The sequence below is a fragment of the Streptomyces sp. NBC_01497 genome (assembly GCF_036250695.1).
In the GTDB taxonomy this organism is placed as follows: Bacteria; Actinomycetota; Actinomycetes; order Streptomycetales; family Streptomycetaceae; genus Streptomyces.
Genome location: NZ_CP109427.1, coordinates 7149353 through 7173472 on the forward strand (window position 1 = coordinate 7149353; position 24120 = coordinate 7173472).

20 protein-coding genes are annotated in these 24120 nt (G+C 71.0%); 7 read left to right on the plus strand and 13 right to left on the minus strand.

The window, feature by feature from the left end; genetic code table 11:
- Positions 1-29: 29 nt before the first annotated feature.
- On the plus strand, positions 30-899 hold the full coding sequence (gene mltG, locus OG310_RS30315) for an endolytic transglycosylase MltG (protein WP_329459015.1): 870 nt from the start codon (positions 30-32) through the stop codon (positions 897-899).
- Between the two features lie 54 nt (positions 900-953).
- Here mltG and OG310_RS30320 read toward each other — a convergent pair whose 3' ends face one another.
- Positions 954-2054: an NAD(P)-binding domain-containing protein gene (locus tag OG310_RS30320; RefSeq protein WP_329459016.1), complete on the minus strand. Its 1101-nt coding sequence runs from the start codon at positions 2052-2054 to the stop codon at positions 954-956.
- A 55-nt stretch (positions 2055-2109) separates the two neighbouring features.
- On the opposite strand from OG310_RS30320, the gene OG310_RS30325 reads away from it, so the two are divergent.
- Both OG310_RS30325 and OG310_RS30330 read left to right on the plus strand, forming a co-directional pair.
- A complete protein-coding gene (locus OG310_RS30325) occupies positions 2110-2532 on the plus strand; it encodes a YjbQ family protein (RefSeq protein ID WP_329459017.1) in 423 nt (140 codons plus the stop codon).
- 640 nt (positions 2533-3172) lie between these two features.
- Positions 3173-5809: a PA14 domain-containing protein gene (locus tag OG310_RS30330; RefSeq protein ID WP_329459018.1), complete on the plus strand. Its 2637-nt coding sequence runs from the start codon at positions 3173-3175 to the stop codon at positions 5807-5809.
- 332 nt (positions 5810-6141) lie between these two features.
- Here the strand turns inward: OG310_RS30330 and OG310_RS30335 are convergent, their stop codons facing one another.
- From OG310_RS30335 to OG310_RS30350, 4 genes are read right to left on the minus strand one after another with little or no spacing between them, the layout of a single operon-like run.
- Complete coding sequence (locus tag OG310_RS30335) at positions 6142-6435, minus strand: hypothetical protein (RefSeq protein WP_329459019.1); 294 nt, start codon at positions 6433-6435, stop codon at positions 6142-6144.
- 54 nt (positions 6436-6489) lie between these two features.
- The gene (locus tag OG310_RS30340) at positions 6490-7395 is read right to left on the minus strand and encodes a carbohydrate ABC transporter permease (RefSeq protein WP_329459020.1); all 906 of its coding nucleotides are present in this window, start codon (positions 7393-7395) and stop codon (positions 6490-6492) included.
- Positions 7395-8258, minus strand: a complete 864-nt coding sequence (locus OG310_RS30345) for a carbohydrate ABC transporter permease (protein ID WP_329459021.1) — start codon at positions 8256-8258, stop codon at positions 7395-7397. The genes OG310_RS30340 and OG310_RS30345 overlap by 1 nt, the downstream gene beginning before the upstream one ends.
- 59 nt (positions 8259-8317) lie before the next feature.
- Positions 8318-9694: an extracellular solute-binding protein gene (locus tag OG310_RS30350; protein ID WP_329459022.1), complete on the minus strand. Its 1377-nt coding sequence runs from the start codon at positions 9692-9694 to the stop codon at positions 8318-8320.
- Positions 9695-10004: 310 nt separating this feature from the next.
- Here OG310_RS30350 and OG310_RS30355 point away from each other — a divergent pair, with 310 nt between their 5' ends.
- Positions 10005-11243, plus strand: a complete 1239-nt coding sequence (locus tag OG310_RS30355) for an ROK family transcriptional regulator (RefSeq protein WP_329459023.1) — start codon at positions 10005-10007, stop codon at positions 11241-11243.
- Between the two features lie 546 nt (positions 11244-11789).
- The gene (locus OG310_RS30360; RefSeq protein WP_329459024.1) at positions 11790-12794 is read left to right on the plus strand and encodes an SURF1 family cytochrome oxidase biogenesis protein; all 1005 of its coding nucleotides are present in this window, start codon (positions 11790-11792) and stop codon (positions 12792-12794) included.
- Here the strand turns inward: OG310_RS30360 and OG310_RS30365 are convergent.
- The 7 genes from OG310_RS30365 to OG310_RS30395 form a co-directional block, all read right to left on the minus strand.
- Positions 12779-14344 carry a GMC family oxidoreductase gene (locus tag OG310_RS30365; RefSeq protein WP_329459025.1) on the minus strand — a complete coding sequence of 522 codons (1566 nt, stop codon included), beginning with the start codon at positions 14342-14344 and terminating at the stop codon, positions 12779-12781. The genes OG310_RS30360 and OG310_RS30365 overlap by 16 nt on opposite strands.
- Positions 14345-14561: 217 nt before the next feature.
- Positions 14562-15452 (minus strand): SDR family oxidoreductase, encoded by an 891-nt coding sequence (locus OG310_RS30370; RefSeq protein ID WP_329459026.1) that lies wholly within the window; start codon positions 15450-15452, stop codon positions 14562-14564.
- 563 nt (positions 15453-16015) lie between these two features.
- Positions 16016-16813 (minus strand): MIP/aquaporin family protein, encoded by a 798-nt coding sequence (locus OG310_RS30375; protein WP_329459027.1) that lies wholly within the window; start codon positions 16811-16813, stop codon positions 16016-16018.
- A gap of 258 nt (positions 16814-17071) precedes the next feature.
- On the minus strand, positions 17072-19213 hold the full coding sequence (locus OG310_RS30380; RefSeq protein WP_329459028.1) for a SpoIIE family protein phosphatase: 2142 nt from the start codon (positions 19211-19213) through the stop codon (positions 17072-17074).
- 397 nt (positions 19214-19610) lie between these two features.
- The gene (locus tag OG310_RS30385) at positions 19611-20498 is read right to left on the minus strand and encodes an ABC transporter substrate-binding protein (protein WP_329459029.1); all 888 of its coding nucleotides are present in this window, start codon (positions 20496-20498) and stop codon (positions 19611-19613) included.
- A 25-nt stretch (positions 20499-20523) separates the two neighbouring features.
- Positions 20524-21285 carry an SDR family NAD(P)-dependent oxidoreductase gene (locus OG310_RS30390; RefSeq protein ID WP_329459030.1) on the minus strand — a complete coding sequence of 254 codons (762 nt, stop codon included), beginning with the start codon at positions 21283-21285 and terminating at the stop codon, positions 20524-20526.
- On the minus strand, positions 21282-21959 hold the full coding sequence (locus tag OG310_RS30395) for a TetR/AcrR family transcriptional regulator (RefSeq protein ID WP_329459031.1): 678 nt from the start codon (positions 21957-21959) through the stop codon (positions 21282-21284). The genes OG310_RS30390 and OG310_RS30395 overlap by 4 nt, the downstream gene beginning before the upstream one ends.
- A gap of 324 nt (positions 21960-22283) precedes the next feature.
- On the opposite strand from OG310_RS30395, the gene OG310_RS30400 reads away from it, so the two are divergent.
- A complete protein-coding gene (locus tag OG310_RS30400) occupies positions 22284-22409 on the plus strand; it encodes a hypothetical protein (protein WP_329459032.1) in 126 nt (41 codons plus the stop codon).
- 30 nt (positions 22410-22439) lie between these two features.
- On the opposite strand, the gene OG310_RS30405 is transcribed toward OG310_RS30400, so the two are convergent.
- Positions 22440-23027, minus strand: a complete 588-nt coding sequence (locus tag OG310_RS30405; RefSeq protein ID WP_329459033.1) for a TetR/AcrR family transcriptional regulator — start codon at positions 23025-23027, stop codon at positions 22440-22442.
- Positions 23028-23129: 102 nt separating this feature from the next.
- Between OG310_RS30405 and OG310_RS30410 the strand changes: the two genes are divergently transcribed.
- On the plus strand, positions 23130-24074 hold the full coding sequence (locus tag OG310_RS30410; RefSeq protein WP_329459034.1) for an alpha/beta fold hydrolase: 945 nt from the start codon (positions 23130-23132) through the stop codon (positions 24072-24074).
- Positions 24075-24120: the final 46 nt, after the last annotated feature.

The window sequence follows — 24120 nt, forward strand, 5'->3', positions numbered from 1 at the left end:
CGCACCGCGCGGCACGTTACGGTGCCGATATGACAAACAGGTCATACCGGCCAGGTGGGAGGCCCCGGCGGCCGAGGCCGGGACGTGCGGCGGGACCGCGCCTGACCCGGAGGGGCCGCCTGGCCCTGTTCGCGACGGCCGTTGTGGTGCTGGGCGCGGCCGTGCTCGTACCCGTCCTGCTGCTGATGGGCGGTGGCGGGAAGGGCCCCGGGCCGACCGCCTCGCTCGTCGTGCCGGAGGGGCGGCGGGCCGTGGAGGTCTACGCCTCCATCGACAAGGTGCTCGCCGTGCCGCCCGGCACGACGCGGAGGGCCGCGGCCTCGGCGCATCTCGAACTGGCCGGCCCGGCGCACGGCAACCCCGAGGGATACCTGTTCCCGGCCACGTATCCGGTGGACGGGCACACCACCCCGGCCGGTCTGCTCGCCTTCATGGTCGACACCGCGAACAAGAAGCTCGGTGCCGACCACATCCGGGCGGCCGCCGCACACGGCGGCATGAGCACCTACCAGGCCGTCACGGTGGCCAGTATCGTCCAGGCCGAGGCGGCGACCCCCTCCGACATGGGCAGGGTGGCGCGGGTCGTGCTCAACAGGCTCGCCAGGAACATGCCGTTGCAGATGGACTCGACACTGAACTACGCCCTCCACCGCTCGACCCTGGACACCACCGACGGCGACACGAAGGTGCGCAGCCCGTACAACACATACGCGCACAAGGGCCTGCCGCCCACACCGATCGGCAACCCGGGGGACACGGCGCTGAAGGCCGTGAGCGCGCCACCGCGGGGCAACTGGCTGTACTTCGTGACGGTCAAGGACGGCGACACCCGGTTCGCCACGAGTTATGCCCAACAGCAGGAGAACGTCAAGGAGTTCAACGCCAACCAGCGCGGTTGACGGTCCGAGGCGGCGGGCGCCGTGACGATCCGTACGCGCGGTGTGTCCCGGGTGTCAGGCGGCGAGTTCGCCCTCCGGCGTCCGGCCCGCGCCCAGCAGCTTCCTGATGCCGTTCACGGCCTCGCGGCCGGCTCGGTTCGCGCCGATAGTCGAGGCGGACGGCCCGTACCCGACGAGATGCACCCGCTCGTCACGTACCGCCCGGGTGCCCTCCACCCGGATGCCGCCGCCCGGCTCGCGCAGCCCGAGCGGTGCGAGGTGGGCCACGGCGGGACGGAAGCCCGTCGCCCAGAGGATGACGTCCGCCTCCACACCGCGGCCGTCATCCCATGCCACGCCGGTCGGTGTGACGCGGTCGAACATGGGCTGCCGGTCCAGTACGCCGTCGGCCAGGGCGCGGCGCACGGCGTCGTTGAGCGGCAGACCCGTCACGGACACCACGCTGCGCGGCGGCAGTCCCTGGCGCACCCGCTCCTCGACGAGCGCCACGGCCGCCCTTCCCTGCTCCTGCCCGAATCCCTCGCGAAAGACGGGCGGGGTGCGGGTGACCCAGGTCGTCGACGCGGCGAACGGGGCGATCTCCATCAGGTGCTGCGTACCGGAGGCGCCGCCCCCGACGACGACCACGCGCAGCCCGGCGAACTCCTCAGGGCCGCGATATCGCGCGGTGTGCAACTGCCTCCCGCGAAAGGAGTCCTGGCCGGGGTAGTGGGGCAGGAACGGCCGGTCCCAGGTGCCCGTGGCGTTGATGAGAGCGCGTGTCAGCAGCACCCCGGCCGAGGTCTCCACGCGCAGGCGCCCCGCAGGTCCCTCCCGGACGGCCGGCACGTCCACGGGCCGGTGCACACGGATACCGAAGCGGTGCTCGTAGTCGGCGAAGTAGCCGGACACCACCTCCGAGGACGGCCGTGCCGCGTCGGTGCCCGTCGTCTCCAGCTCCAGCCCCGGCAGCGAGTGCATGCCGTGGACCTTGCCGTACGTCAGCGACGGCCAGCGGAACTGCCAGGCGCCGCCGGGGCCGGGGGCATGGTCCAGGACCACGGTGTCACGCTCCGGCACGAAGCCGGTACGTCCCAGGTGATAGGCGCTCGACAGGCCGGCCTGACCGGCCCCCACCACGACGACGTCCACCGGGCGCCCACCGAATTCGTCCACGCCACGAGAACGTCCCGGGCGGCATCGAACTTCCCCGCGGGGAAAGATGGGCAGCATGGCGGACTCCTTCACGACCAAGACCCTGCACATCTCCAGCGGCGGCGACGAGAGCGTGAGCGATCTCACGGCCGACTGCGAACGGTTCCTGCGCGAGGCGGCCGCGGGCCGCAGCGGCCTGCTCAACGTCTTCGTCCCGCACGCGACGGCGGGCATCGCCCTGATCGAGACGGGCGCCGGCAGCGACACCGACCTCCTGGCGGCCCTGCGCGACCTGCTCCCGGCGGACAGCCGCTGGCAGCACCGCCACGGCTCCCCCGGCCACGGCCGCGACCACGTCCTGCCGGCGTTCGTCCCCCCACACGCGACCCTCCCGGTGATCGACGGCCATCTGGCACTGGGCACCTGGCAGTCGGTCTGCCTCGTCGACACGAACGTCGACAACCCGGACCGCCAGGTGCGGTTGAGCTTCCTGGGCTGAGCCCGGCCCTGCCGGGCACCCTGGAGGGCCGGTCTCAGGTGCCGAGGGTCCTCCAGGGCTTCGGCCGGGGGATCCCGCCCGGGACCAGGGAGGCCGGGCAGTCACATCCCCGGCGGCCGATGAGCGCACGCGTCGGGGCGGTGCACCGCGGGATGATCCTCGGCGAGAGGACGAGGCTGCTCCCGTGACCGCCCCGGGGTCTTCCCACGACCGTGACGTTTCTCCTGAAGGAGACCGCCCGCAGGGCCCGGCGCATCGGCCCCAGGGGTCGCGAAATCCATACGGTCCGTCCCGAGCTCGGCGCCGACGGCTCGGGGTGTTGACGGCTCGGGGCGCCGACGGCACGGGGAATCACGCCTTCATCGACCTGCTCGTCGCCGGAGGACAATCGCCGTCACTCTCGGCAAGGGCGACAACTGCCCCCATTCGACTCCGTGTTGCTTTGCCGACAGACTGCCACGCAATGCAGTGAAACCACACCAAAACAACTTTGCACAGCCATTGCACAGGGGTAGACGGCCGCTTTACCGCCCTGGTTTCATTTTCCCCGTCCAGCATTTCCAACGTTGGAAAGATGGTGGAGGCATGCACCTCTGCCGTTTCTGGACGCTGGGTTCTCCCACGGAGAGGTGTATCCGCAGTGAGATCAGGCAGATTCCGCTCACCTGACCGACGCCGACTGGCAGCCCTGGTGACGCTGCTGCTGGGCGCGGCGCTGCTCGTGCCGTCCACGGCCAGTGCCGTGCAGGCGCCGCCGTCCACCGGGTCCGCGGCCGACACCCCGCAGGGACTGCGCGCGGACTACTACCTCAGTTCCGACGCCACGTCACTGGACTTCGCCCAGTACAGCAGCACCGGCGTCGAGAAGTCCCTGAACGTGCCCGACCTGCTGCCGACGCTGCGCGACAACGCGGGTTCCACCCTGAACGTCGCCGCGCACTTCACAGGCCGGCTCGACGTCCCGGCCGGCGGGACGTACACGTTCTACATCAAGGGCGACAACGGCTTTCGGATGTCGCTCGACGGTGCGAGCGTGATCGACCACTGGACGAGCGACTGGGACGTGCAGACGCAGTCCGAGCCGATCACGCTGACCGCCGGCCCACACACCCTGGCGTACGACTACAACCAGGGCAACGGCGGCGCGTACATCACGACCGAGTGGTCGGGCCCCGGGATCAGCCGGCAGGCGATCCCCGACTCCGCGCTGCACCTGCCGGAGGGCTTCACCCCGCCCGGCGTCGACGCCGCGGTCACCGCGTCGGGCAAGGCCGCGACCGTACAGCTGCCCGGCCAGGTCACCTCGCTGCCGTCCGACATCGGCAAGCACCTGGCGGTCATCGCCGGCAGCAGCCGGTGGACGCCCGACGTCGCGGTCAACCCCGCCGACGCGTCGCAACTCCTGCTGACCGCGGGGAAGTCCGACATCCCGGCCGCGCTGAAGGCCAAGGTGCGGATCAGCTACGACGGGCAGGGCGGCCTGACCACCGCCGCGGGGCCCGTGCCGCTGTTCTCCGGCCTGGCGACCAACAACTCCACCTGGTACTTCGCCACCAAGTGGGCCAAGGACGTCAGTCCCAAGAACGCGCTCCCGGACTACCCCCGGCCGCAGTTGACCCGCGACACGTGGCAGAACCTCAACGGGACCTGGCAGTTCCAGGCCACCGACGAGAAGGCCCCGCTGCCGAAGGGCAAGCTCAGCGGATCGATCCTGGTGCCGTACCCGATGGAGGCGCCGCTGTCCGGCGTCGCCGAGCACCACGACTGGTCGCTGTACCAGCGCGCGTTCAGCGTCCCGCAGAACTGGAAGCTCGGTTCGGGCAACCGGCTGAACCTCAACTTCGGTGCGGTGGACTACGAGACATGGGTCTACGTCAACGGCAAGCAGGTCGCCCACCATGTCGGCGGCTACGAGGCGTTCACCGCCGACGTCACCGACGCGCTGGCCGGCCGCGGGCCGCAGACCCTCACGCTGAAGGTCAAGGACACCATCGACGACGACACGCCGACCGGCAAGCAGTCGAGCGACCCCAGCGGAATCTGGTACACCCCGTCCTCCGGTATCTGGCAGACCGTCTGGATGGAGCCGGTGGCCAAGGCGAGCGTCGACTCGCTGGTCCTGACGCCGAACCTGTCCGACGACACCCTCGCCGTCACCGTGCGCCCGTCGGCCGGCACCCCCGCCTGGTCCCTGGTGAACGCCACCGCGTACGCGGGGAACAAGCCCGTGGGCACGGTGACCGGCACCGTGGGCACCAAGCTCACGCTGCGCGTTCCGCACCCGGAGCTGTGGAGCCCCGACCACCCCTACCTGTACCACCTCAAGGTCAGGCTCACCGACGGCCGTTCGTACGACTCGGTGGGCTCGTACTTCGGTATGCGGTCGGTCTCCGTCGCCAAGGCAGGCGGCGCGAACAAGATCGAGCTGAACGGCAAGCCGACCTACCTGCTGGCCAACCTGGACCAGGGCTTCTGGCCGGACGGCATCTACACCGCGCCGACCGACGCGGCCCTCAGGTCGGACCTGGAGCTGGACAAGCAGCTCGGCTTCAACACGGTGCGCAAGCACATCAAGGTGGAGCCCGCGCGCTGGTACTACTGGGCCGACAAGCTCGGCCTGATGGTCTGGCAGGACATGCCGAGCCGCAACGTCGGGCCCGGCGCGAGCGAGGCCAGCGACAAGGCGTTCACCGACCAGGCCCACGAGATCGTGGACCAGCACCTCAGCAGCCCGTCGATCGTCGTCTGGACGATGATGAACGAGGGCTGGGGCGAGCAGTCCAAGGAAGCCACCGGCGCGCTGGCCGACTCGATCAAGCAGCAGGACCCGAGCCGGCTCGTCGACGCGGCATCCGGTGTCAACTGCTGTGCCTCGCAGGGTGACTCAGGGCAGGGAGACCTCATCGACTACCACCTGTACCACGGTCCCGCGTCACCGTCCCCGGACGCGACCCGGGCAGCCGTGGACGGCGAGCACGGCGGGTACTCGCTGAACATCCCCGGCCACATCCTGGGCGTGGCCGGCGGCCAGAACTACGGTGGTGACGCCTCGACCGTCGCGGAGCTGACCAAGGACTACGTGGACAACACCGGCCAGTTGCTGTCCGGCGCGGCCGGAAGCCTGTCCGGCTCGGTGTACACGCAGATCAGCGACGTCGAGGGCGAGCTGAACGGGTTGATCACCTACGACCGCAAGGTCCTCAAGGTCGAACCCGGTCCGGTCCGTGACATCAACCGCAAGCTCATCGCGGCCGGCTCCACGGCGGGCGGGGCGTAGCCCCTTGCGGCAGCCGACGCCGACCGGCCACCCGGGACGGCGCCGGCCGGGCCCGGCGGCACGTGACGTGCCGCCGGGCCCGGCGCACGCTCGGGCACCGCACGCCCACCGTCGGTGCCTCTTCGTGTCGTCACCGACGTTCACCACTCCCCATCACGTGACGCGTGAGCCGGGCAGGTCCGGCATCGCCGGGATCGTCGTCGGCGTCGGTGAACGCCGTCGGGCGACGGCCGGTGTCCATGGGGCGCGCGCGGGACCCGGGCGTCCGGCGGTGCGCCGGACGGGCGGTGCGGGCGTACGGGAGTGCTCCGGACGGGCCCTCCCGTACTGCCTCATCCCCGCTCGGGAACCCACCGCACCGTCAGGATCTGGAACGGGCGCAGCCGCAGCCGCACCCCGTCATCCGTGAGTTCGCAGCTCGACTCGTCGGCGACGCGCGGACGCTCCAGCAGGTCGGTGGCGATGGCCGGCGCGATGCGGAAGCCCGGGGTGAGCAGCGCCGTGGCGCTCGCCCGGGACCTGCCGGACGTCCACGTCGAGCTGCACGGACACGGCGTGGACGGCGGGCCTGTTGCGTTCGTCGAGTACGTGCCGCAGGCGCCGCTCGACGATGTCGCGGTCGCCACGCACAGAGCACCTTCCTCAGGACGTACGTGAACAGCAAGAGTACGTCGGTGAGTTCACCCCTTCAGGGCGCCGCCGAGCGCGAACCCGCCGCCCAGCTTGCGGGTGAGCAGGAGGTAGAGCATCACGACGGGCAGTGTGTAGACGAGGGAGAACGCGGCCAGCTGCCCGTACTGCGTCTGGTCGTGGGCGCTGAGGAAGGTGAACACACTCACCGACGCCGGCAGCTTCTCCGGCGACAGCAGCAGCACGAAGGGGACGAAGAAGTTTCCCCACATGCTGATGAAGGTGAACACGGTGACGACGATGACTCCGGGCCACATCAGGGGCAGCACCACCCGTGCCAGGCACTGCATGGCGTTGGCGCCGTCGATCCTGGCCGCCTCCTCCAGGACGATGGGCACACCGTCCATGAAGTTCTTCATCAGCCAGATCGCGATCGGCAGTGCGGACGCCGTGAGGAACAGCATGGTCGCGGCCATCGAGTCGATCAGATCGACCTGGACGAACATGCTGTAGACGGGGATCATCACCGCGGTGATGGGCAGCCCGGTGGTGAACAGGACGGTGTACAGGAAGGGGCGGCGCAGCCGGGAGCGGTAGCGCGACAGCGGGTAGGCCGCCAGGATCGAGACGATCACGCACAGCAGGGTCGCGCCGCCGCACAGCAACAGGCCGTTGAGCAGCGGCCGGAAGGTGGTGTCGGTGTTGAGGATCGCGTGGAAGTTGTCCCACGTCGGCGGCGAGGGCAGGCTCAGTTCGAAACTGGCCGTGGAGCTGACGGACGCGAGCACCATCCACACCAGTGGCAGCACGAACAGCAGGCAGATCACCAGCAGGACGAGGTTGACCGCGATGCGCGCGGGCCGGATGCGGCGCGCGGTTCCCGCGGCGGGCGCGGGGCGGGCGCCCCGGCCGTCGCGGCCCGCCGTGGCCGCCGGCCTCAGGTCGGTGGTGGCCATCAGTCCTCCTCCACCTTGAGCAGCTTGAGGTACACAACGGAGAACAGGGCGCCCACGACCAGCAGGACGAGCGCGATCGCCGTGCCGTAGCCGATCAGGCTGTTCTGGAACGCCTGCTGGTACATGAAGACCGGCAGCGTCTGGCTCTTGTTGCCGGGGCCGCCGCGTGTCATGGCGTAGATCAGTCCGAAGACGGAGAGCGTCTGCAGGGTGATCAGCATCAGATTGGTCATGATGGAGCGTCGGATGACCGGGAGTGTGACGTGCCACAGCCTGTGCCACACGCCCGCGCCGTCCATCTCGGCGGCCTCCACCAGTTCGCGCGGCACCTCGGCGAGCGCGGCGGAGTAGACCATCATCGAGAACGCGGTGCCGCGCCACACGTTGGCCAGGCACACGGCGAGGATCGGCAAGGTGTACAGCCAGTTCTGCCGCGGCAGGCCGAGCACGCCGAGCACCTCGTTGAGCGCACCCTGCTGGTAGAAGAACGCGTACATCAGGTACCCGGCGACGATCTCGGGCAGCACCCAGGCGGCGATGACCACGGCGTTGGTGAGCGAGCGCACCGGACGGGTGGCCTTCTCGGCGAGGACCGCCAGGCTCAGGCCGAGAGTGTTCTGCCCGACGACGGCGGAGCCGACGACGAACACCAGCGTCAACCAGAGCGCGTTGAGGAAGTCCGGATCGGCGAACGCGCGCGTGAAGTTGGCCAGCCCCACGAAGTGCGTCTCTGCCGCGCCGGTCAACTGGGCGTCGGTGAAGGCGTCGTAGACGCAGTAGAGGATCGGCCCGGCCAGGAACACGGCCAGCAGGACGAGGGACGGCACCAGCGGGAGACCACGCAGGAACGACGAGCCGGCCACGCGGCCGCCTGCCGCACGGCCCGGGGGGCCTGCGCCGTCGGCGGGTGCGGCGGCGGATTTCACCGGGTGCCCTTGGCAGTGCTGTCGGAGCCGACGGCCGTGGCCAGGTCCTGGTCGTACGTCTTCGCGGCATCCGAAACCGAACTCTGGCCGGTGGTCACGGACTCCATGGCCTTGGTGATGGCGTTGGAGACCTGCGGGTACTTCGGCAGCGCCGGACGGAAGTGGGTGTACTTGACCAGGCCGGTGAAGAACTTGTTGGTCGGCGTGGCGTCGAGGTACTTCGGGTCGGCGGCGACGTCCGTGCGCACAGCGGTGGTCGACTCGATGATGTTCCAGTTCGTCGAGTTGGCCTTGTCCTTGATCGCCTTCGTGAACTGCCATGCCAGATCAGGGTTCTTGGCCTTGGCCGGGATGGACCAGGCCCAGCCTCCCGACATGCTGACCTGGCCGGGTGCCTGACCGTGCTGGGTCGGCATGGCGGCGGAGGCCATCGTCCTGCTCCACCCGGGCCACGGACGCGGCCCTGTCGTGAGCCAGTTGTTCGCCATCCATGAGCCGTCGATGTTGATGGCGAGCTTGTTCTCGGGGAGCAGCTTCGTGCCGACCTCGGTGCCCGCGTTCGGACCGAGCGCGGTGGACTTGGACAGGCCCAGGTTCTCGCTGTACACGTCGTGGACGAACGTCAGCGCGTCCTTGAAGCCCTGGGAGCCGACGATCCACTTCTTGGTCTTGGCGTCGTACAGGGAGTCGCCGGCGGCGCCGGTCCCGTACAGCAGCATCTCGAAGCCCTGCATGGTGGACTGCTCGCCGCCGGCCTGCCCGGTGTAGAGGTTCATCGGCGTCACACCCGGCAGTTTCTTCTTGATCGTCCGAGCGACGTCAAGGATGTCCTGCCATGTTTTGGGCTGCCAGGGGGTGGCGATCCCGGCCTTCTTGAGCAGGTTCTGGTTGTACCAGATGCCTCGGGTGTCGGTGTCGTCCGGAACGCCGTACGTCTTGCCGTCGGCGGGCGAGGAGACGGCGCCCTTGGCGGCGTCGGCGAAGGAGTCCCAGTCCGCCCACTTGGCCACGTACGCGTCGATCGGTTTGAGGTATCCGCTGGCTATGTCGGAGTTGATCAGCGCGGTGTCCTCGTAGACCAGGTCGGGAGCGGTCGAAGGCGAGCGCATCATCAGCTGGATCTTCGTGTAGTAGTCGTTCTCGGACGCCGTGACCGGAATGATGTCGATCTTCTTGCCCGGGTGGGCCTTCTCGAAGGACCGCTTCATGGTGGTGAGGAACGTCTGCTGCTTGTGGTCGTTCTGATCAAGGTGCTGCCAGTAGACGACCTTGATCGAGTTGCCGCCGCTACCGGAGGCGGAGCCGCCGCAGCCTGCGGCGGACAACGTTGTTGCGACCGTGATCGCGAAGGCGGCGAGAAGTTTCTTGCGCAAGGGATCCTCCGAAGGGTGCGGCGCGTGCGCCTTACTCCGGCGCGCGACTGCGGGTGGCACGGGTCGTAGCTGTGGGGAGATACGGGACGTACGGGAGGGATGTGCTGCTCGCGAACACGGACAGGCGCGGACGGTGCCGGGACGCGGCAGGTGCTGGTGGGGTGCGTGCTGCGCCTGGCGCATTACCTAAATCCAATGGATGGACTAAGTCAACGTCTCTTGCATAATCAGGGTGCCCAAGTTCCGCGGGCAGGAGTCGCGTTCGTGGCCGCCGGCCGCACGCACCCGCACGAGGGAGGAGCGCCCCACCATGCGAAGCGGTACCAACCTGCCCCGGGTGGGTGGTTACAACCAGGCCGTCGTCCTGGACGCCATCCGCACGAGAGGTCCCGTCAGCCGCGTCGAGTTGGGGCCGCTCACCGGGCTCACCAATCAGACGGTGTCCAATGTCGTGCGACGGCTGCTCGACGCGGGCCTGATCACCGAATCGGGGCACGCCCCCTCCAGCGGCGGCAAACGCCGCACCCTGCTGATGCCACGCGCCGACGGCGCCTACGCCCTCGGTGTGCACCTCGACCCCGACGCGGCCGTGATCGTCCTCGTCGACCTCGCGGGATCGGTACTGCGCAGCCGCCGGTTCGCGCTGCCTCGGCCCAGTGTCCCCGAGGAGGTGGTCGACGCGGTGGCGCGCGCCGCACTGCGGCTGCCCGAGCACGCCGCCATCGACCGCGGTCGCCTGCTCGGCCTCGGCATCGCCGCGCCCGGACCCCTCGACGGTGAGACCGGGACGGTGGTGGAGCCGCCCAACTTCGACGGCTGGAGACGGGTTCCGCTGCTCGACATGTTCGCGAAGGCGACCGGCATGCCGGTCGCGCTGGACAACGACGCGACGGCCGCGGCGATCGGTGAGCGCTGGATCGGCGGAAAGCAGCGCGCAGACGGCTTCCTGTTCCTGTACATGGGCGCGGGTATCGGCGCCGGCATCATGCTCAACAACCAGGTCCTGCGCGGCGGCACGGGCAACGCGGGCGAGATCGGGCATGCCCGGATCGACGCCGGGAACCGCCTCTGCGATTGCGGGAGCAACGCTTGCCTCGGCCCCCACTGCAACCCTGCCGCACTGGTCGACGACCTGTTCACCCGGCACGGCCGGAGCGCCGCGGAGCGCATCGGGCTCAGCGGCGAGCCCGACGCGGTGCGCGCCGACTGGAAGCTGCTGCGGCGTGCGACGCGCGCCGGTGATCCGGCGGCCCGCGAGGTGGTGCGCCTGGCGGGCCGCCGCATGGGGCAAGCGGTGCACGGGGCCGTGGCACTGCTCGACGTGAGCCGGGTGGTGCTGGGCGGCGAGGCACTCGCAGGCGTCGAGCACGTCCTGGGCGAGGAGATCGACGCCGCCGTCAACACCACCTCGGTGACCCGCGTCCTGGGCGGCGTCACGGTGGAACCCAGCCTGATCGGCGAGACGGCAGGAGCGGTGGGCGCCGCGTCGCTGGTCCTCCATGGGCACTACGCGCCAGGCTGGCGCATGCTGACGGAGGCGTCGGGGTGAGGCGCCCGGCCGGGGTGAGGGGTGGAAGAGGCCGGCTCGCCGGCGCCACCCGGGCGAGCCGCGAGCCGGCCACGAGGTGATCCGGGGGCAGCGGCCGGAGCCGAGCGGTTTCCTGTCCGCGGGCGCCCCGCCGCCCCCCAGCTGATCATGAACGTGGCGGGCGGCACGGCCCGCTGCCGTTGAACGCCGCGCCCACCGGATCCGGTGCTTCCGCAGGAGGACCCGCCGGCAGGCCACGCCGACCTCCGTGAGACCGGGGGAGTGATGAGGGACGGCTCCCGGTGGTCCCGAGCCGAGCGCGACGCCGCTGGGGAGCGCGTCGCCGTCCGGCCCGGCTCGTACGGCGGCGGCCCGCGTACAGGAGGGACTCGTACACGGGTGCGGACGTTGCGGCGATCGAGCGGCCGGGGACCGACGCCCACGCCGTCCACGATCGGCGTTGCCCGCAGGATCGTGGGGCGGGGGCCCGGAGGAGCACACCCGCTGGGCGGCCGGCGGTGCGAGCCCCATGAGCCGGCGGCGATCAGGCCCGGGTACTGTCGACGGGTGCTGCGAACGTTGCTGACCCGCCGGTGGGTGATCCTGACCCTGGTGCTGGCTGCCCTTGTCCCGACCTTCTACCGGTTGGGTCTGTGGCAGTACCACAGGTACCAGCAGGCCAACGAGCTCAATCAGATGATCGACCGCAATCAGAGCGCCAAGCCCGTGCCGGTCACCTCGCTGTCCGAGCCCGGCGGCACGGTGCCGTTCTCCCGGACGTACCGCACCGTGTCGGCGACCGGCCACTACGACGCCGCGCACCAGTTCGTCGTCCGCCAGCGCACCAACGCCTCCGGCGACGTCGGCTTCCAGGTCGTCACACCGCTGGTCACGTCCACCGGCGAGGCGGTTCTCGTCAACCGGGGCTGGGTGGCGCCCGCGTCACAGAGCGGTACGGCCTTCCCGCACGTTCCCGGGGTTCCCACGGGCACCGTCACGGTGACCGGCCGGCTGCGCCCGGACGAGACCTACGCCTCCACCGGCATCCACAAGCGTCCCAGCCTGCCGCCGCGCCAGTCCGTGATCATCAACAGCGCGGAGCAGGCGGGGGACGTCTCCGTACCGCTGGTGTCGGGGTACATGGAACTGACCGCCACCACCCCGGCGCTCCCCGCCGCGGACGAGGCCGAACTCACGCCCGGCCCGCAGGAGGACTCCAACTCGATGGCCGTCATCGGCCAGGGCGTGCACCTGCCGTACGCGATCCAGTGGTGGATCTTCGCCGCCGCCGTGCCGGTGGGGTGGTGGATCCTGCTCCGCCGCGACACCGAGATCGACGAGGAGGCACGGGCCGCGGAAGGCACCGCCGGGGAGCCTCCCCGTCCGGGAGCGGAGAACGCCGATCCGGTGGACGGGACGCCCGGGGAGGACGCGCCCTCGCAGGCGGGTGACGCGGATCAGCCCGCCGCAACCCCGGCGCCCGTACCGGCCGTCGGCACCGGCGTCTCGCCCGCCGCCGACCTGTACGCCCTCATCGGCCGGGACCAGCGGCGCCGCTACCCGCGGGGCTGAACCGGACCGGACCACGCCGCGCCTTCGCCGCGAGAGCCCTGCTTCACGAGTTCCGCCGCGCGTTCCGCGATGGCGTACGTCGTCGCGTTGGTGTTCGCGGAGACGATGGCAGGCATCACCGAGGCGTCGGCCACGCGCAGTCCGGCCAGGCCCCGTACCCGCAGTCCGGTGTCGACCACGGCCATGGCGTCGTCGCCGATCGCGCATGTGCCGCAGTAGTGGAAGTAGCACATGAGGCTCTGCCGCAGGTACGCACGGACGGCTTGCCCGTCCCGGACGTCCGGGCCCGGGAGAGCTTCCTCGCCCCGCCAGCCTGCCAGTGCCCCGGCCTGCCCGATCTCCCGGGCCACGCGCAGTCCGGCGCCCATCGTGGCGATGTCGCGTTCGTCGCCGAGGTAGTCAGGATCGACCAGCGGTGTGTCCCGTACGTCAGGCCCGGCGAGGCGCACGGTGCCGCTGCTGTACGGGTTCATCGCCGAGAAGGCGATCGCGTAACCGTCGTCGGGCCCGGGCAGCGTGGGCGCCCTCAAGGGCATGCTCGCGAAGAGGATCTGGAGGTCGGGTGCGTCGGCGGTGCCGTCCGTCCGCACCAGACCGAGCGCTTCCCCAGGCGGGTTGCCCGGCGTGACGGGCACGGGGCGTCGGGACGCGTAGGTGAGCGTCGACAGGGGATGGTCCTGGAGGTTGGCTCCCACACCCGGCAGGTCCAGCGCGGTCTCCACTCCCGCCTCCCGCAGGTGCTCCGGCGGCCCGACACCGGACACCATCAGCAACTGCGGCGAACCGATCGCGCCGGCACAGAGTACGACCTCCCGGTCGCACTCCACCGGGACCGACCGGTCGCCCGCCGTGTACACGACCCCGACGCAGCGGCCGTCGACGATGCGCAGCCGCCGTACCAGTACGTCGGAGAGCACCCGCAGGTTGGGCCGGTCGAGGACCGGGCGCAGGTAGGCGTCCGCGGCACTCTGCCGGACGCCACTGACGATGTTGTTGTCACACCAGCCGAAACCGACTTCCAGCCCGGCGCTGACGTCCGTCGCCCGGTGGTGCCCGGCCTCCAGGGCGGCCCCGACGCATGCTTCCACCACGGGGTTGGGTTCCGTGGCGGGAGCCACCGTCAGCGGCCCGCCCACCCCGCGCGCGGAACTGCCGTGCCCCGGAGCGTTCTCGCTGCGCCTGAAGAACGGCAGGAGGTCGTCGTACCCCCAGCCGGCGGCCCCCCGCCCCGGCCAGCTGTCGTAGCTCGACCGGTGACCCCTCAGGAAGTTCATGCCGTTGATGCTCGACGACCCCCCGAGCCCCCGTCCGCGCGGTAGGGGTATCTCCGTACCGGTGAACGCCTGCTCGGTGGTCGTGCCGCCCCAGTCGGCGCTGCCTCCCACCAGGGCGGGCCACGCCCGCGGCACCGCCATCATGTCCAGCGGGCGTTCGGCGCCCGCCTCAAGGAGCAGGACCCGCACACTCGCATCCTCGGAGAGCCGCGACGCCAGCACACATCCCGCCGTGCCCGCGCCGACGACAACGTAGTCGTAGTTCGCAGATTCCATGATGACGTCCTTCGCGGTGACGACCCGTGGGAGGCGCCGGAACGCGGTCCGTCGTGGTGACCCGCGCCGTGTTCGCGGCCCCCGACGCGGCCGCCCGCCCGGCACAACGGCGCCCCGGTGAGCGGAACACGGCTTGCGCGAGAGGCGGGGCGCGCCCGCGCGCCGTCCACCGGGAAGGGCAGCCGTCCTTGGCGGGCGGCCGGCGGCCGGCGCTCGCTCAGGGCCGGGGCGTGAGCAGATCCGAGAGCCGGATGCGTTCGTAGAAGTCCTCGCGGACGTGGTCCGCGACGTCGCTCGCCTCTTCGGAGCCGTCGTGCGCGGGGTCCACGGTGACACGGAACGGCCGCCGGCCCTTGGGTGTGTCGACGACCCGCACGATGGTCCTGGCCACCTCGGTGGGATCGGCGTCCGGCGGCGCGAGTTCGGCCAGCCGCTCGGCGACGTCGTCCATGAGCCCCGGGTAGAGCTCGTCGTAAACCTGCGCGGTCTCCTTGTCGTCCGGGGACATGGCGTGGGCGAAGTGGTTCGTCCCGGAGGTGAAGGAGCCGGGAATGACCATCGCCGAGTCGATGCCGAACCGGGAGAGTTCGACCGCGTAGCTCTTGGCCACGTGGTCCTCCGCCGCCTTGGAGGCGAAGTACGGGCTCAGATAGGGCGGCGTCCCTCCGTAGGTGCTGGAGGACCCCACCCACAGCAGCAGACCGTCGTGGCGCTCGCGCATCTGCGGCAGGACCGCCCGGTTGATGCGCTGGGTCGAGATGACGTTGGTGTCGTAGATCTCCTCCAGCTGTTCCGGTGTGAACGCCTCGGTCGGACCCAGCACCATGTGGCCGGCGTTGTGTACGACGACGTCGACGCCGTCGCCCTCCTCGGTGACCGTACGGACGGCGGTGTCCACGGAAGCCTGGTCGGAGACGTCGAGTTCGACCGTGCGCAGGTCCACCGAGTTCTCCTCGGCGTACTGGGCCGCGTCGGCCGCCGCGTGAGCGTTGTGGCCTGCGACGTCGCGCATACCGGCGTACACGGTGTGCCCGTCGTCGGCCAGGGCCTGCGCTGTCATGGCGCCGAATCCGCTCGACGCTCCGCTGATGAGAATGGTCTGGGACATCCTGTGCTCCTGCGCTGTGGAGAGGGTGGAGTGGCCTGGTGTGATCGGTGTGCCCGTCGTCGGCCGCGGGACAAGCCGTGGCCGACGGGCGATGGTGGGACCTCGCCCATCCCGCCCCGGACGGCGCCCGGTTCCGCGGGTGTTACCTGTGGCGGGACGCGGCGCCGAAAGGAGCGGCCACGCGTGGCGCGAGACGGTCGCGGGTGCACCGGGAGGGTGCGGGTGCGCGTTTGCGGACGCCCCGGCCGGTCGTGGTGGCCGGGGCGTCCCAGGCGCCCTGTGCGGGCGGGCCACGCCCCCTCGTCAGCAGAGTCCGTCGTGCACCGGTCGCGCCCGCGGCACGCGTCACGTCTCCTGGCGGAGTCCAGCGCCCCGCCGCACCCGGCCCGCTCTCACGAGCCCTCGGCCCACGCCCGCGGTCCCCTGTGCCGGAAGCCCGCTGACGCGTGCCATCCGGTCCCGACGATTCGCGTCATCGATAGCAGATGAGGCGAAACGGAGCAATATGTGTTTTTCAGTCTGGTGGGTACGAGCTGCCGGCGCAACCCGGTCGGCGCCAACGTTCAGGGGGCAGTTGCCCGGTCGTCGGGGCCTCGCCGCTCCCCGGCGAGTTTGTACGTGAGCGGTACGTGCGTGTCGAAGCGGCGGACGAGCAGATGGTGGACGGAAGCGCCGAGCGCGGCGCCGAGGACGGGTGCGAGGAGGTAGACCCACAGGTCGGTGGTGTGCCCGGAGATCACGGCCGGGCCGAACTGGCGGACGGGATTGATCGCGCCTCCGCTGTACGGGCCGAGCGAGGCGACCACACCGGCGACGAACGCGCCCACGGCGTAGGGCACGTAGCGGGCGAATGCCGGGTGGGCCAGGGAGAATCCGATGACCAGCGTGAGAGCGATGAGACAACCGGTCTCGGCCTGGAAGACCTCGTCGGGATGCCAGGAGGGCGAGGGCCGGATCACGCCGTAGGACACGACAGGCAGGCCCACTTCGGCCCCCCACACCGCCCGCGCCAGGGCGGCCCCGGCGACGGAACCGCCGAGCTGCGCGAGGACGTAGGGCGGGACGCTGCGCCCGGGGAAGACGTCCATCAGCCACAGGGCGGCGGTCACCGCGGGATTCATGTGTCCCCCGCTGCGGCGGCCCGGCGGGGAGAGGATCAGTGCGGTCAGGACCCCTCCGGCCAGCACTCCGACGACGGCGATCGCCACGTGGATCCTGGCAATGAAGAGGGGTGAGGACGGATCCAGCACCCAGCGCACGACACTCACCCCCACGAACAGCAGGACGGTGGTGAGGACGAACTCGTCGGCGGCCCGTGCCAGCGGGAGCGGCGCCGGGCGGTTCGGTGCCTTGTCGCTCATCACGCTCTCCAGGAAGGGGCCTGCTCGGCACGGCCGTCCGCCCGTTCACGGCGGGGCGATCCGCGCCATTATGACCAGTTCGTGCCCTGAAGGGACGGCCCGGCGCCCCCTCGGTGAGTCGCCGCGTTCCTGCGGCGGTGCCCCGCACGGCATGGCCGACGTCTGCCGCCCGGCCGCGCCGCCGCCCTGCGCCCGGCGCCCGCGAGCTGACCGTGACCCCATGGACGCTGAGACCAGGCGGCCTGCCTGACCCGGGCGTCACACTGGTGCCGCGTGGCCCGTCCGGAGCAGCAGGAGCGCGATGTCGTCGCTCTTCTCCTGCGTCATCGTCGCCTCGGCGCCGCTGATGAGCCGGTCGCACAGGGCGCTCAACGGGCCCGGCGGCGCCTCACCGACGCGACGGGCGAGGTCGTCGATGGCGTCACCCAGGTCGGTACCCGAGCGTTCGACGAGGCCGTCGGTGTAGAGCGCGAGGACACTGCCGGGCGCCAGCGGGATCTCGGTCGTGGGGAACGAGGCCTCGGGTTCCACGCCGAGGAGCAGCCCGGGCGGCACGTCCAGCACCTCCGCCCTGCCGTCCGGCCCGCGCAGGACCGGTGGCAGGTGACCCGCGCTCGCCAGCAGGGCCCTCCGGCGCCGGAGGTCCAGATGGGCGTAGAGACAACTGGCGAACAGTTCCGTGTTGAGGTCCTCCAGCAGGCGGTTGGTGCGCGCGAGGACTTCACCGGGCGGGGCGCCGACCTGGGCGTGGGTGTGCACGGCGGTTCGGACCTGTCCCATCAGGGCCGCCGCCTGGACGCTGTGCCCCTGCACGTCACCGACGACGGCGACGGCGACGGCGTCGTCGAGCGCGATCAGGTCGTAGAAGTCGCCCCCCACATCCAGGGCGCTCATGGCGGGCCGGTAGCGGGCCGCCGTTTGCAGGCCGTCGATTCGCGGGAGACGGCTGGGCAGCAGGCCCTCCTGCAGGCCGCGGGCCGCCTGGGCATTGAGGTCGTACAGGCGTGCCCGCTCCAGTGCCTGCGCGATCAGCCCGGCCAGGGATACGAGTTCGGCACGCTCGTTGGGTACGAACGGCTGGGGGCGCTCGTAGCCGAGGACGCAGCAGCCGATCGTCCGGCCGGAAACGGTCAACGGCAGGTACGCGAAGGCGGTGACACGCCCGTAGCGTTCGATGGCCGGTTCGGTGTCCGGCAGTCGGGAGGCGTCGGAATGGAACGAGGGGACCCCGCTCTCCACGGCGCGCACCCCCTCGACGGGGGAGGTCAGCAGGATGCCGTCGAAGAACTCGGCCATCTCCGCGGGGAATCCCTCGCAGGTCACGACCCGCAGCCGGCCGTCCTCCGCCGTGAGCAACGCGAACGCCTGGACCGCGAGGACGGGCATCATCTGCTCGGTGAGCGCGTTGTCGATCTCCTGCACGGTCTTGGCCTCGGCGAGCGCCGACGCCAGATGCAGCAGGTGGAACAGGGTTCCCGCATGGGCAGGGGTGTCGGAGGGCGAAGCCGTCACGCCCCGGGCACGGTCGGCGGGAAGGCCGGCCTGCTCCACCGAGAACGTGACCCCGAAGTCGTCGGCGTACAGGGTGAACGAGAGCCAGTGGCCGCTCGGATGGCGGACCCGCAAAGCGGAGGGGAGACGGCTGAAGACCGCCGCTAGGTAGGCGTTCTCGAAGGCCGGATCGTGCAGCCAGGGAATCACCTCGAAAGGATCGTGGTGCAGCAGTTCACCGCGATCCCGGTCGAGGAGTTCCAACGCCCGGGCATTGATGAACGTCAGCCGCCCGTCCAGGTCGAGTTCGCACATGCCGCCGGGAAGACGGTCGGTGAGGCGGGCCCGGGGTTCGGCGCTTTCCGGTGGGGGATCGAGTGCGAGCGGGTCGGGCCGGGGGAGCACCGGGTCTCCCGCCTCCGCGGCCATCCGCAGCGCCTTCGCGGCGCGACGGCAGGCCGCGCCCACCTCGCGTTCCTCCGCGAGGGAGAGCTCCGGGGAGCGCGTGCCCGGCCACAGGAGCAGCAGGGCGCCCCAGGACACGCCCGCGTCGACCAGCGGTGCCACATACATGGCGACCCGGTACGGGAAGGACAGGGCGGTGCGGGGGAAGCGGCGCGCCAGTTCCTGCTGGCCGGACAGCCACACCGGCCGGCCGGAGCGTACCGCCTGGGCCACGGGCACCTGCGCCACGCGCGCCACCCGGGACCAGGACCGGGCGAGCCGCGCGGGCACGCCCCGCACGACGGTCATACGGACCAGCCGCTCCTCCGGGACGTCCAGGTACCCCGCCACGATGTGCGCGCCGGTCGAGCGGCCGACCCGGCCCACCTCCGCGTCGAGGACGCGACGCGCGTCCTCCTGCGGCAGGTCGACCTGATCGTCGCGCACCGGCCCACTGCCTTCCATCGCGGGAACGTCTCGCCCACCCGCCCGCCCGCCGCAACCGGCTTCTCGCCCGGACGTGCCCGGCTCGGCGTGAGCGAACGACCACAAGGCGAAGTGAACGGCGCGCGCCCGGTGACCGGGGGACCGTTCCGCCTCCTTTTCGAGGATGCCACGTGGCTCCCCGCGGCGCAGGCCGCCCCGGGTCGTCGGGCGCCGGGAGCGCCGTCCGCGGCGGGAACGCCCCGCGGCACCCGTCCCGTCCTCGCTCGCGAACGCCGACTCGGTGCCAACGGTCGGGTACAGCACGTGACGATCGACGGCCGGTGCCACCCGGGCGGCTCGGTGCGGGACGGCCGCCGGGCGACGGCGCCGCCGGGGCCCTGACGCGTGTACGCCGGGTCCCGCGCGGCGCGCACGGCTACGCAGGGGGCCCCTCGGCCGGTTCCGTACGGTAGATGTCGGCCGCGTCGGGCACCGTGGACACACCCAGTTCCGCCGCGACGGCGCGCACCGCGGCGGCCGCGACGGACGGATCGTGGCGGCCGTCGGTGGTGAAGTACGGCGCGACGTAGCGCTCGTAGTGCCGACGGGCCTCCGCCTCGGTGAGGCTCGGGATGAGCTCGCGCACGTACCGGGCCGCGAGGTCCGGCTCGTCGTGGAGCGTGCTCAAGGCGTGGCGGTTGGCCCGTACGACGGCCAGTACCGCAGGATCGTCCGGCGCGACGTAGGTGGGATCCACCGCGACGCCCACCGTCGGGACGCTGAAGTGGTCCCCGACGAAGGCCAGTACCCGCAGGCCGTTCTCCTCGGCCGTGACCTCGGGCGCCAGAGTGCTGCCGACGAACGCGGCGTCCAGCGAGCCGTCCGCGAGGAGGCGCAGGTGGCGGCCGTAGTCCCCGGGCGTCATGACGACCGGCTCGATGTCGTGGTCCGGGTCGAGTCCGTGCTTGCGCAGCACGATGCGGGAGAAGCACCCGGGCGCGGTCCCCGCCCCGTGCAGGGCGACACGGCGGCCCTTGAGCTCCTCGACCGACGTGAAGGAATCGCGGGCCAGCAGCCAGAACATCGGCCGATGGGTGTTGACGGACAGAACCGTCCACGGGATGCCGTCGGTCACCCGCGAGAGCACCGCGCGGCCCAGGCCGATCGTCGCGGTCCGCCGGACCCGTTCGGTCTCCCAGGCGCATCCGTCGCGCAGGGCGACGTGGACCCCCTCCTGCTCGTAGTAGTTCTGCTGGTCGGCGACGTAGGCGACCAGTTCCTCGTGGATTCCAAGACCGACATGGGTCAGGTCGATGGTGTGCACTGCGAGAGCTCCTTGTCCGGACGCGTCAGTCCATGGCCATTCCGCCGTTGACCGGCGCGATCGTGCCCGTGATGAATGCGCTGTCGTCACCCGCGTAGAAGGCGACGGCCCGGGCCACGTCGTCGGGTGAGGCCATGCGGCCCAGCACGGTCTGCGCCGCCTGGCGCTGCTTGTGTTCCTGGCCGAAGACGTCGGCGAGGCTGGTCTCGTCCACCGGTCCCGGGGAGACCACGTTGGCGGTGATCCCGCGAGGCCCCATCTCCTGGGCGACGTAGCGGGCGAACTGGTTCAGGGCCGCTTTGGAGGTGCCGAGCGCGATCATGCGCTCACGCGGCTGCCGGCTCAGTCCGGTCCCCAGGTAGACGATCCGTCCGTAGCCGCGCGCGGTCATGCCGGGGATGACGGCCTTCGTCACGAGGAAGGCGGATCGCATCTCCTCTTCGAGCTTGCCGCCGAGCTCCTCCCACGACATCTCGTCGAACGACTTGATGGCGTACGGGATCAGGGCGTTGTGGACCAGCACCTCCACCTCTCCCATGGTGGTCCTGACCTGCTCGACCATGGCGGACACGGCGGACTCGTCGCGCACGTCGGCCTGGACGGCGATCGCGTGGCCGCCGGCGGACTTGATGGACGCGACCACGGCGTCCGCCTCGTCGCTGCTGCTGCGGTAGTTGACGACGACGCGCATGCCCCGGGACGCCAGCAGCCGGGCGACAGCCGCGCCGATGCCCCTGCTCGCGCCCGTGATGATGGCGAGCCTGCCGCTCTGCTGACCGTCCGTCATGCCGACCTCCGGGGAGTGGTGGATGTGTCCGGTGTGGACGACCTGCCACCCGGTCTGGAGGTCCCGCCGTCGGGGACCAGCGCCCCGCGCAGCACCACGTCGACGGTCTCGCGCAGGAGGTCGGCCGCGCTCCGGCCGAGTGACTGCGGCAGCTGCGAGGTGAGGAGTTGCTCCAGGGCGCCGCGCGTGATGACACTGAGCAGTTCGGGCGGTGTGCTGAGCACACCGAGCCGGTGGCCGGTGCGGAAGAGCTCGTCGATCCGCCGGTACACCACCGCTTCGACGCGTTGCTCCACATACGGGCTGAGCATCGGATCGCCGCGCCCCCAGAGCAGTTGGGGGGCGCCGATCCGCGACAGCTCACTCCCCGCCGCGATCAGGAATTCCTCGACCTGGTGCTCGAACGGCTTGCCTTCGGAGGATGCGACGGCCTCGGCGAGAGCCTTCTCGATCCGGGCGAACTGCCGGTCCAGCACGGCCGCGAGAACACTGCGTTTCCCTGGGAAGTGCCGGTAGATGGTCTTTTTGCTGATATGGAGTTGGTGTGCGATGTCGTCCATGCTGGTGCGGCTGAAGCCGGTGGTGAAGAAGAGCCGCTCGGCGGCGTCCAGGACCAACTCGGTCACATCCGGGTTGACCAGCTTGGAAACTTCGGAACCTGTTTGGGTTTCCACGGTGTAGACCGTACACGCCGCGACGCGGGGATGTCACTGGTTCCGGCCACGCCAGGAAGACGCGCCCGCCCGTGCCCGCCGGTCCGGTGCTCGCCCCGGACCCACGGAAGGCCGCTCCGGGGAGGAGGGTTGGGGGTCATGCCCGAACAGGCCGGTGGGGGCGCGTGCTCGAACGGGCCCTTGGGAGCGGCGGCTTGAACGCGCCGGGCCGGCGGGTGCGAGGGCTGTCCGTGGTGGGGCGGACGAGCCGCGGGCCGTGTTCACGAAGGGGCGGTCGCGGGGCGAGTCCTGTGGCGGCCTCTCGCGGCTCGGCGGAAAGGTGCGATGGTGACGGAGAAGCGGCAGGTCGGGGGCGCCCTGTGGGGGCGCGCCCTGCGGGAGGGCGTGCAGGGCGGGGCTTTGTGGCTGCCGAGCCCGGTCCCGGGCTTCGCCGTCAGGGACCGGTCGTGACCGGCGCTGTGCTACGCGGGGCCTGCGGGGTCAGGGGTGGTGCAACGCCTGCGAGAGCGCGCTCACGCTGATGTCGATGATCGTGTGGAGCTGCTTGTCACTCGCCCCGGCCCTGCTCATCACGGCGAGCGACTGGTTGACCGCCGCGATGTGCACGGCGAAGTCCTCGGCGTCGCCTCCCGTCAACTTCGAGGCGGTCAGGGCGGTCCGCAGCCGAGCACGCTGGAGGCCCAGGGCTTCGACCGCGCGCGCGGCGATGCCGGGGCTCAGGGTCGGTATCACCATCGCGGTCTGGGCGATCAGGCATCCGTCCGGCAGGCCGGGGTCGGCGATGCGCTTCAGTGTGACGTCGAAGAACGCCCGCACCGCCCGCAGCGGGTCTTCGGAGGCGCCGGAAAGGGCCTGTTCGTACCGGTCTCCGTACCGGGTGGTGTAGCGGTCCAGGCAGCGCAGATAGAGCGCGTCCTTGTCGCCCAGTGAGGAGTAGATGGAGCTGCGGTTCAGCCCCGTCGCCCTGGAGAGGTCGTCGAGGGAGGTGCCGGCGTACCCGGCCCGCCAGAACTGGACCATCGCCGCCTCCAGCGCGTCGTCCACGTCGAACTGCTTCTTCCCGGCCATCGCGCGTGCACCTCGTTGGTGAGTCTGAGTCTGAGCCGAGCCGTCGCGGCCCGGCCCAGCATATCTTGAACTGAATGGTTCAAGATGCGTTACGCTCCCGGCATGACAGATGCCGCGGCCGTCGCGAACCGCTCCTTTGGCCAGAACCCGGTCCCCGGGCTGCCCCTGCACGACCTCACTGGCTTCACCCACCACTGGGTCGAGGCGGAAGGCATCCGGCTTCACGCCGTGGAAGGCGGGCGGCCGAGCGGCCCCGCCGTCGTCCTGCTCGCCGGATTCCCGCAGACGTGGTGGGCTTGGCGCGCGGTGATGCCGGGCCTCGCCGAGCGATTCCACGTGATCGCGGTCGACCTGCCAGGACAAGGCCACTCCGAGCGCCCTCGGGACGGGTACGACACGCACACCGTCGCGTCCCGCGTCCAGGCCGCGTTGACCGCCCTCAACGTGCCGAAGTACTGGCTCATCGGCCACGACATCGGAGCCTGGGTCGCCTTCTCGCTGGCTCTGAGGTACGAAGAGCGCCTGCACGGCGTCGCCCTGCTCGACGCCGGCATTCCGGGCATCAGCCTCCCGGACGCCGTCCCCACGGATCCCGACCGGGCCTGGAAGACCTGGCACTTCGCGTTCCACCTGGTGCCCGAGCTTCCCGAGACCCTGCTCGCCGGCCGCGAGCGCGACTACGTCGGGTGGTTCCTGAAGGCCAAAGCGCTGGCCCCGAACACGTTCGACAGCGCCGAGATCGACCATTACGCCGCCGCCGTCGCCGCGGAGGGCGGGCTTCGGGCGTCCCTCGCCTACTATCGCGACGCCGCCCAATCAGCGCGCGGGAACCATGACGCCCTGGCCCGAGCGCACCTGAGCGTCCCGGTCCTCGGAATCTCCAGCTCCCACGGCTCGATCCCCGACATGGCCGCTTCCCTCAGCCCCTGGGCGGACACCGTGAGCGGTGCTGTCATCCCGGGAGCGGGACACTTCATTCCTGACGAGCAGCCCGACGCGGTGGCGGACGCGTTGACCGCGTTCATCGATCGCGAGCGTGTCCGGTAGTACGGACGTCAACGGCCTGCGGGGCGGGGAGCCAGGGGGCGAGGGA

What these genes read in the sequence shown, in the direction of transcription:
- mltG (WP_329459015.1), top strand. Translation starts at nt 30, where the DNA reads ATGACAAACAGGTCATACCGGCCAGGTGGGAGGCCCCGGCGGCCGAGG.
- OG310_RS30325 (WP_329459017.1), top strand. Translation starts at nt 2,110, where the DNA reads ATGGCGGACTCCTTCACGACCAAGACCCTGCACATCTCCAGCGGCGGC.
- OG310_RS30340 (WP_329459020.1), bottom strand. Translation starts at nt 7,395, where the DNA reads ATGGCCACCACCGACCTGAGGCCGGCGGCCACGGCGGGCCGCGACGGC.
- OG310_RS30355 (WP_329459023.1), top strand. Translation starts at nt 10,005, where the DNA reads ATGCGAAGCGGTACCAACCTGCCCCGGGTGGGTGGTTACAACCAGGCC.
- OG310_RS30365 (WP_329459025.1), bottom strand. Translation starts at nt 14,344, where the DNA reads ATGGAATCTGCGAACTACGACTACGTTGTCGTCGGCGCGGGCACGGCG.
- OG310_RS30370 (WP_329459026.1), bottom strand. Translation starts at nt 15,452, where the DNA reads ATGTCCCAGACCATTCTCATCAGCGGAGCGTCGAGCGGATTCGGCGCC.
- OG310_RS30375 (WP_329459027.1), bottom strand. Translation starts at nt 16,813, where the DNA reads ATGAGCGACAAGGCACCGAACCGCCCGGCGCCGCTCCCGCTGGCACGG.
- OG310_RS30380 (WP_329459028.1), bottom strand. Translation starts at nt 19,213, where the DNA reads ATGGAAGGCAGTGGGCCGGTGCGCGACGATCAGGTCGACCTGCCGCAG.
- OG310_RS30390 (WP_329459030.1), bottom strand. Translation starts at nt 21,285, where the DNA reads ATGACGGACGGTCAGCAGAGCGGCAGGCTCGCCATCATCACGGGCGCG.
- OG310_RS30400 (WP_329459032.1), top strand. Translation starts at nt 22,284, where the DNA reads ATGGTGACGGAGAAGCGGCAGGTCGGGGGCGCCCTGTGGGGGCGCGCC.
- OG310_RS30405 (WP_329459033.1), bottom strand. Translation starts at nt 23,027, where the DNA reads ATGGCCGGGAAGAAGCAGTTCGACGTGGACGACGCGCTGGAGGCGGCG.
- OG310_RS30410 (WP_329459034.1), top strand. Translation starts at nt 23,130, where the DNA reads ATGACAGATGCCGCGGCCGTCGCGAACCGCTCCTTTGGCCAGAACCCG.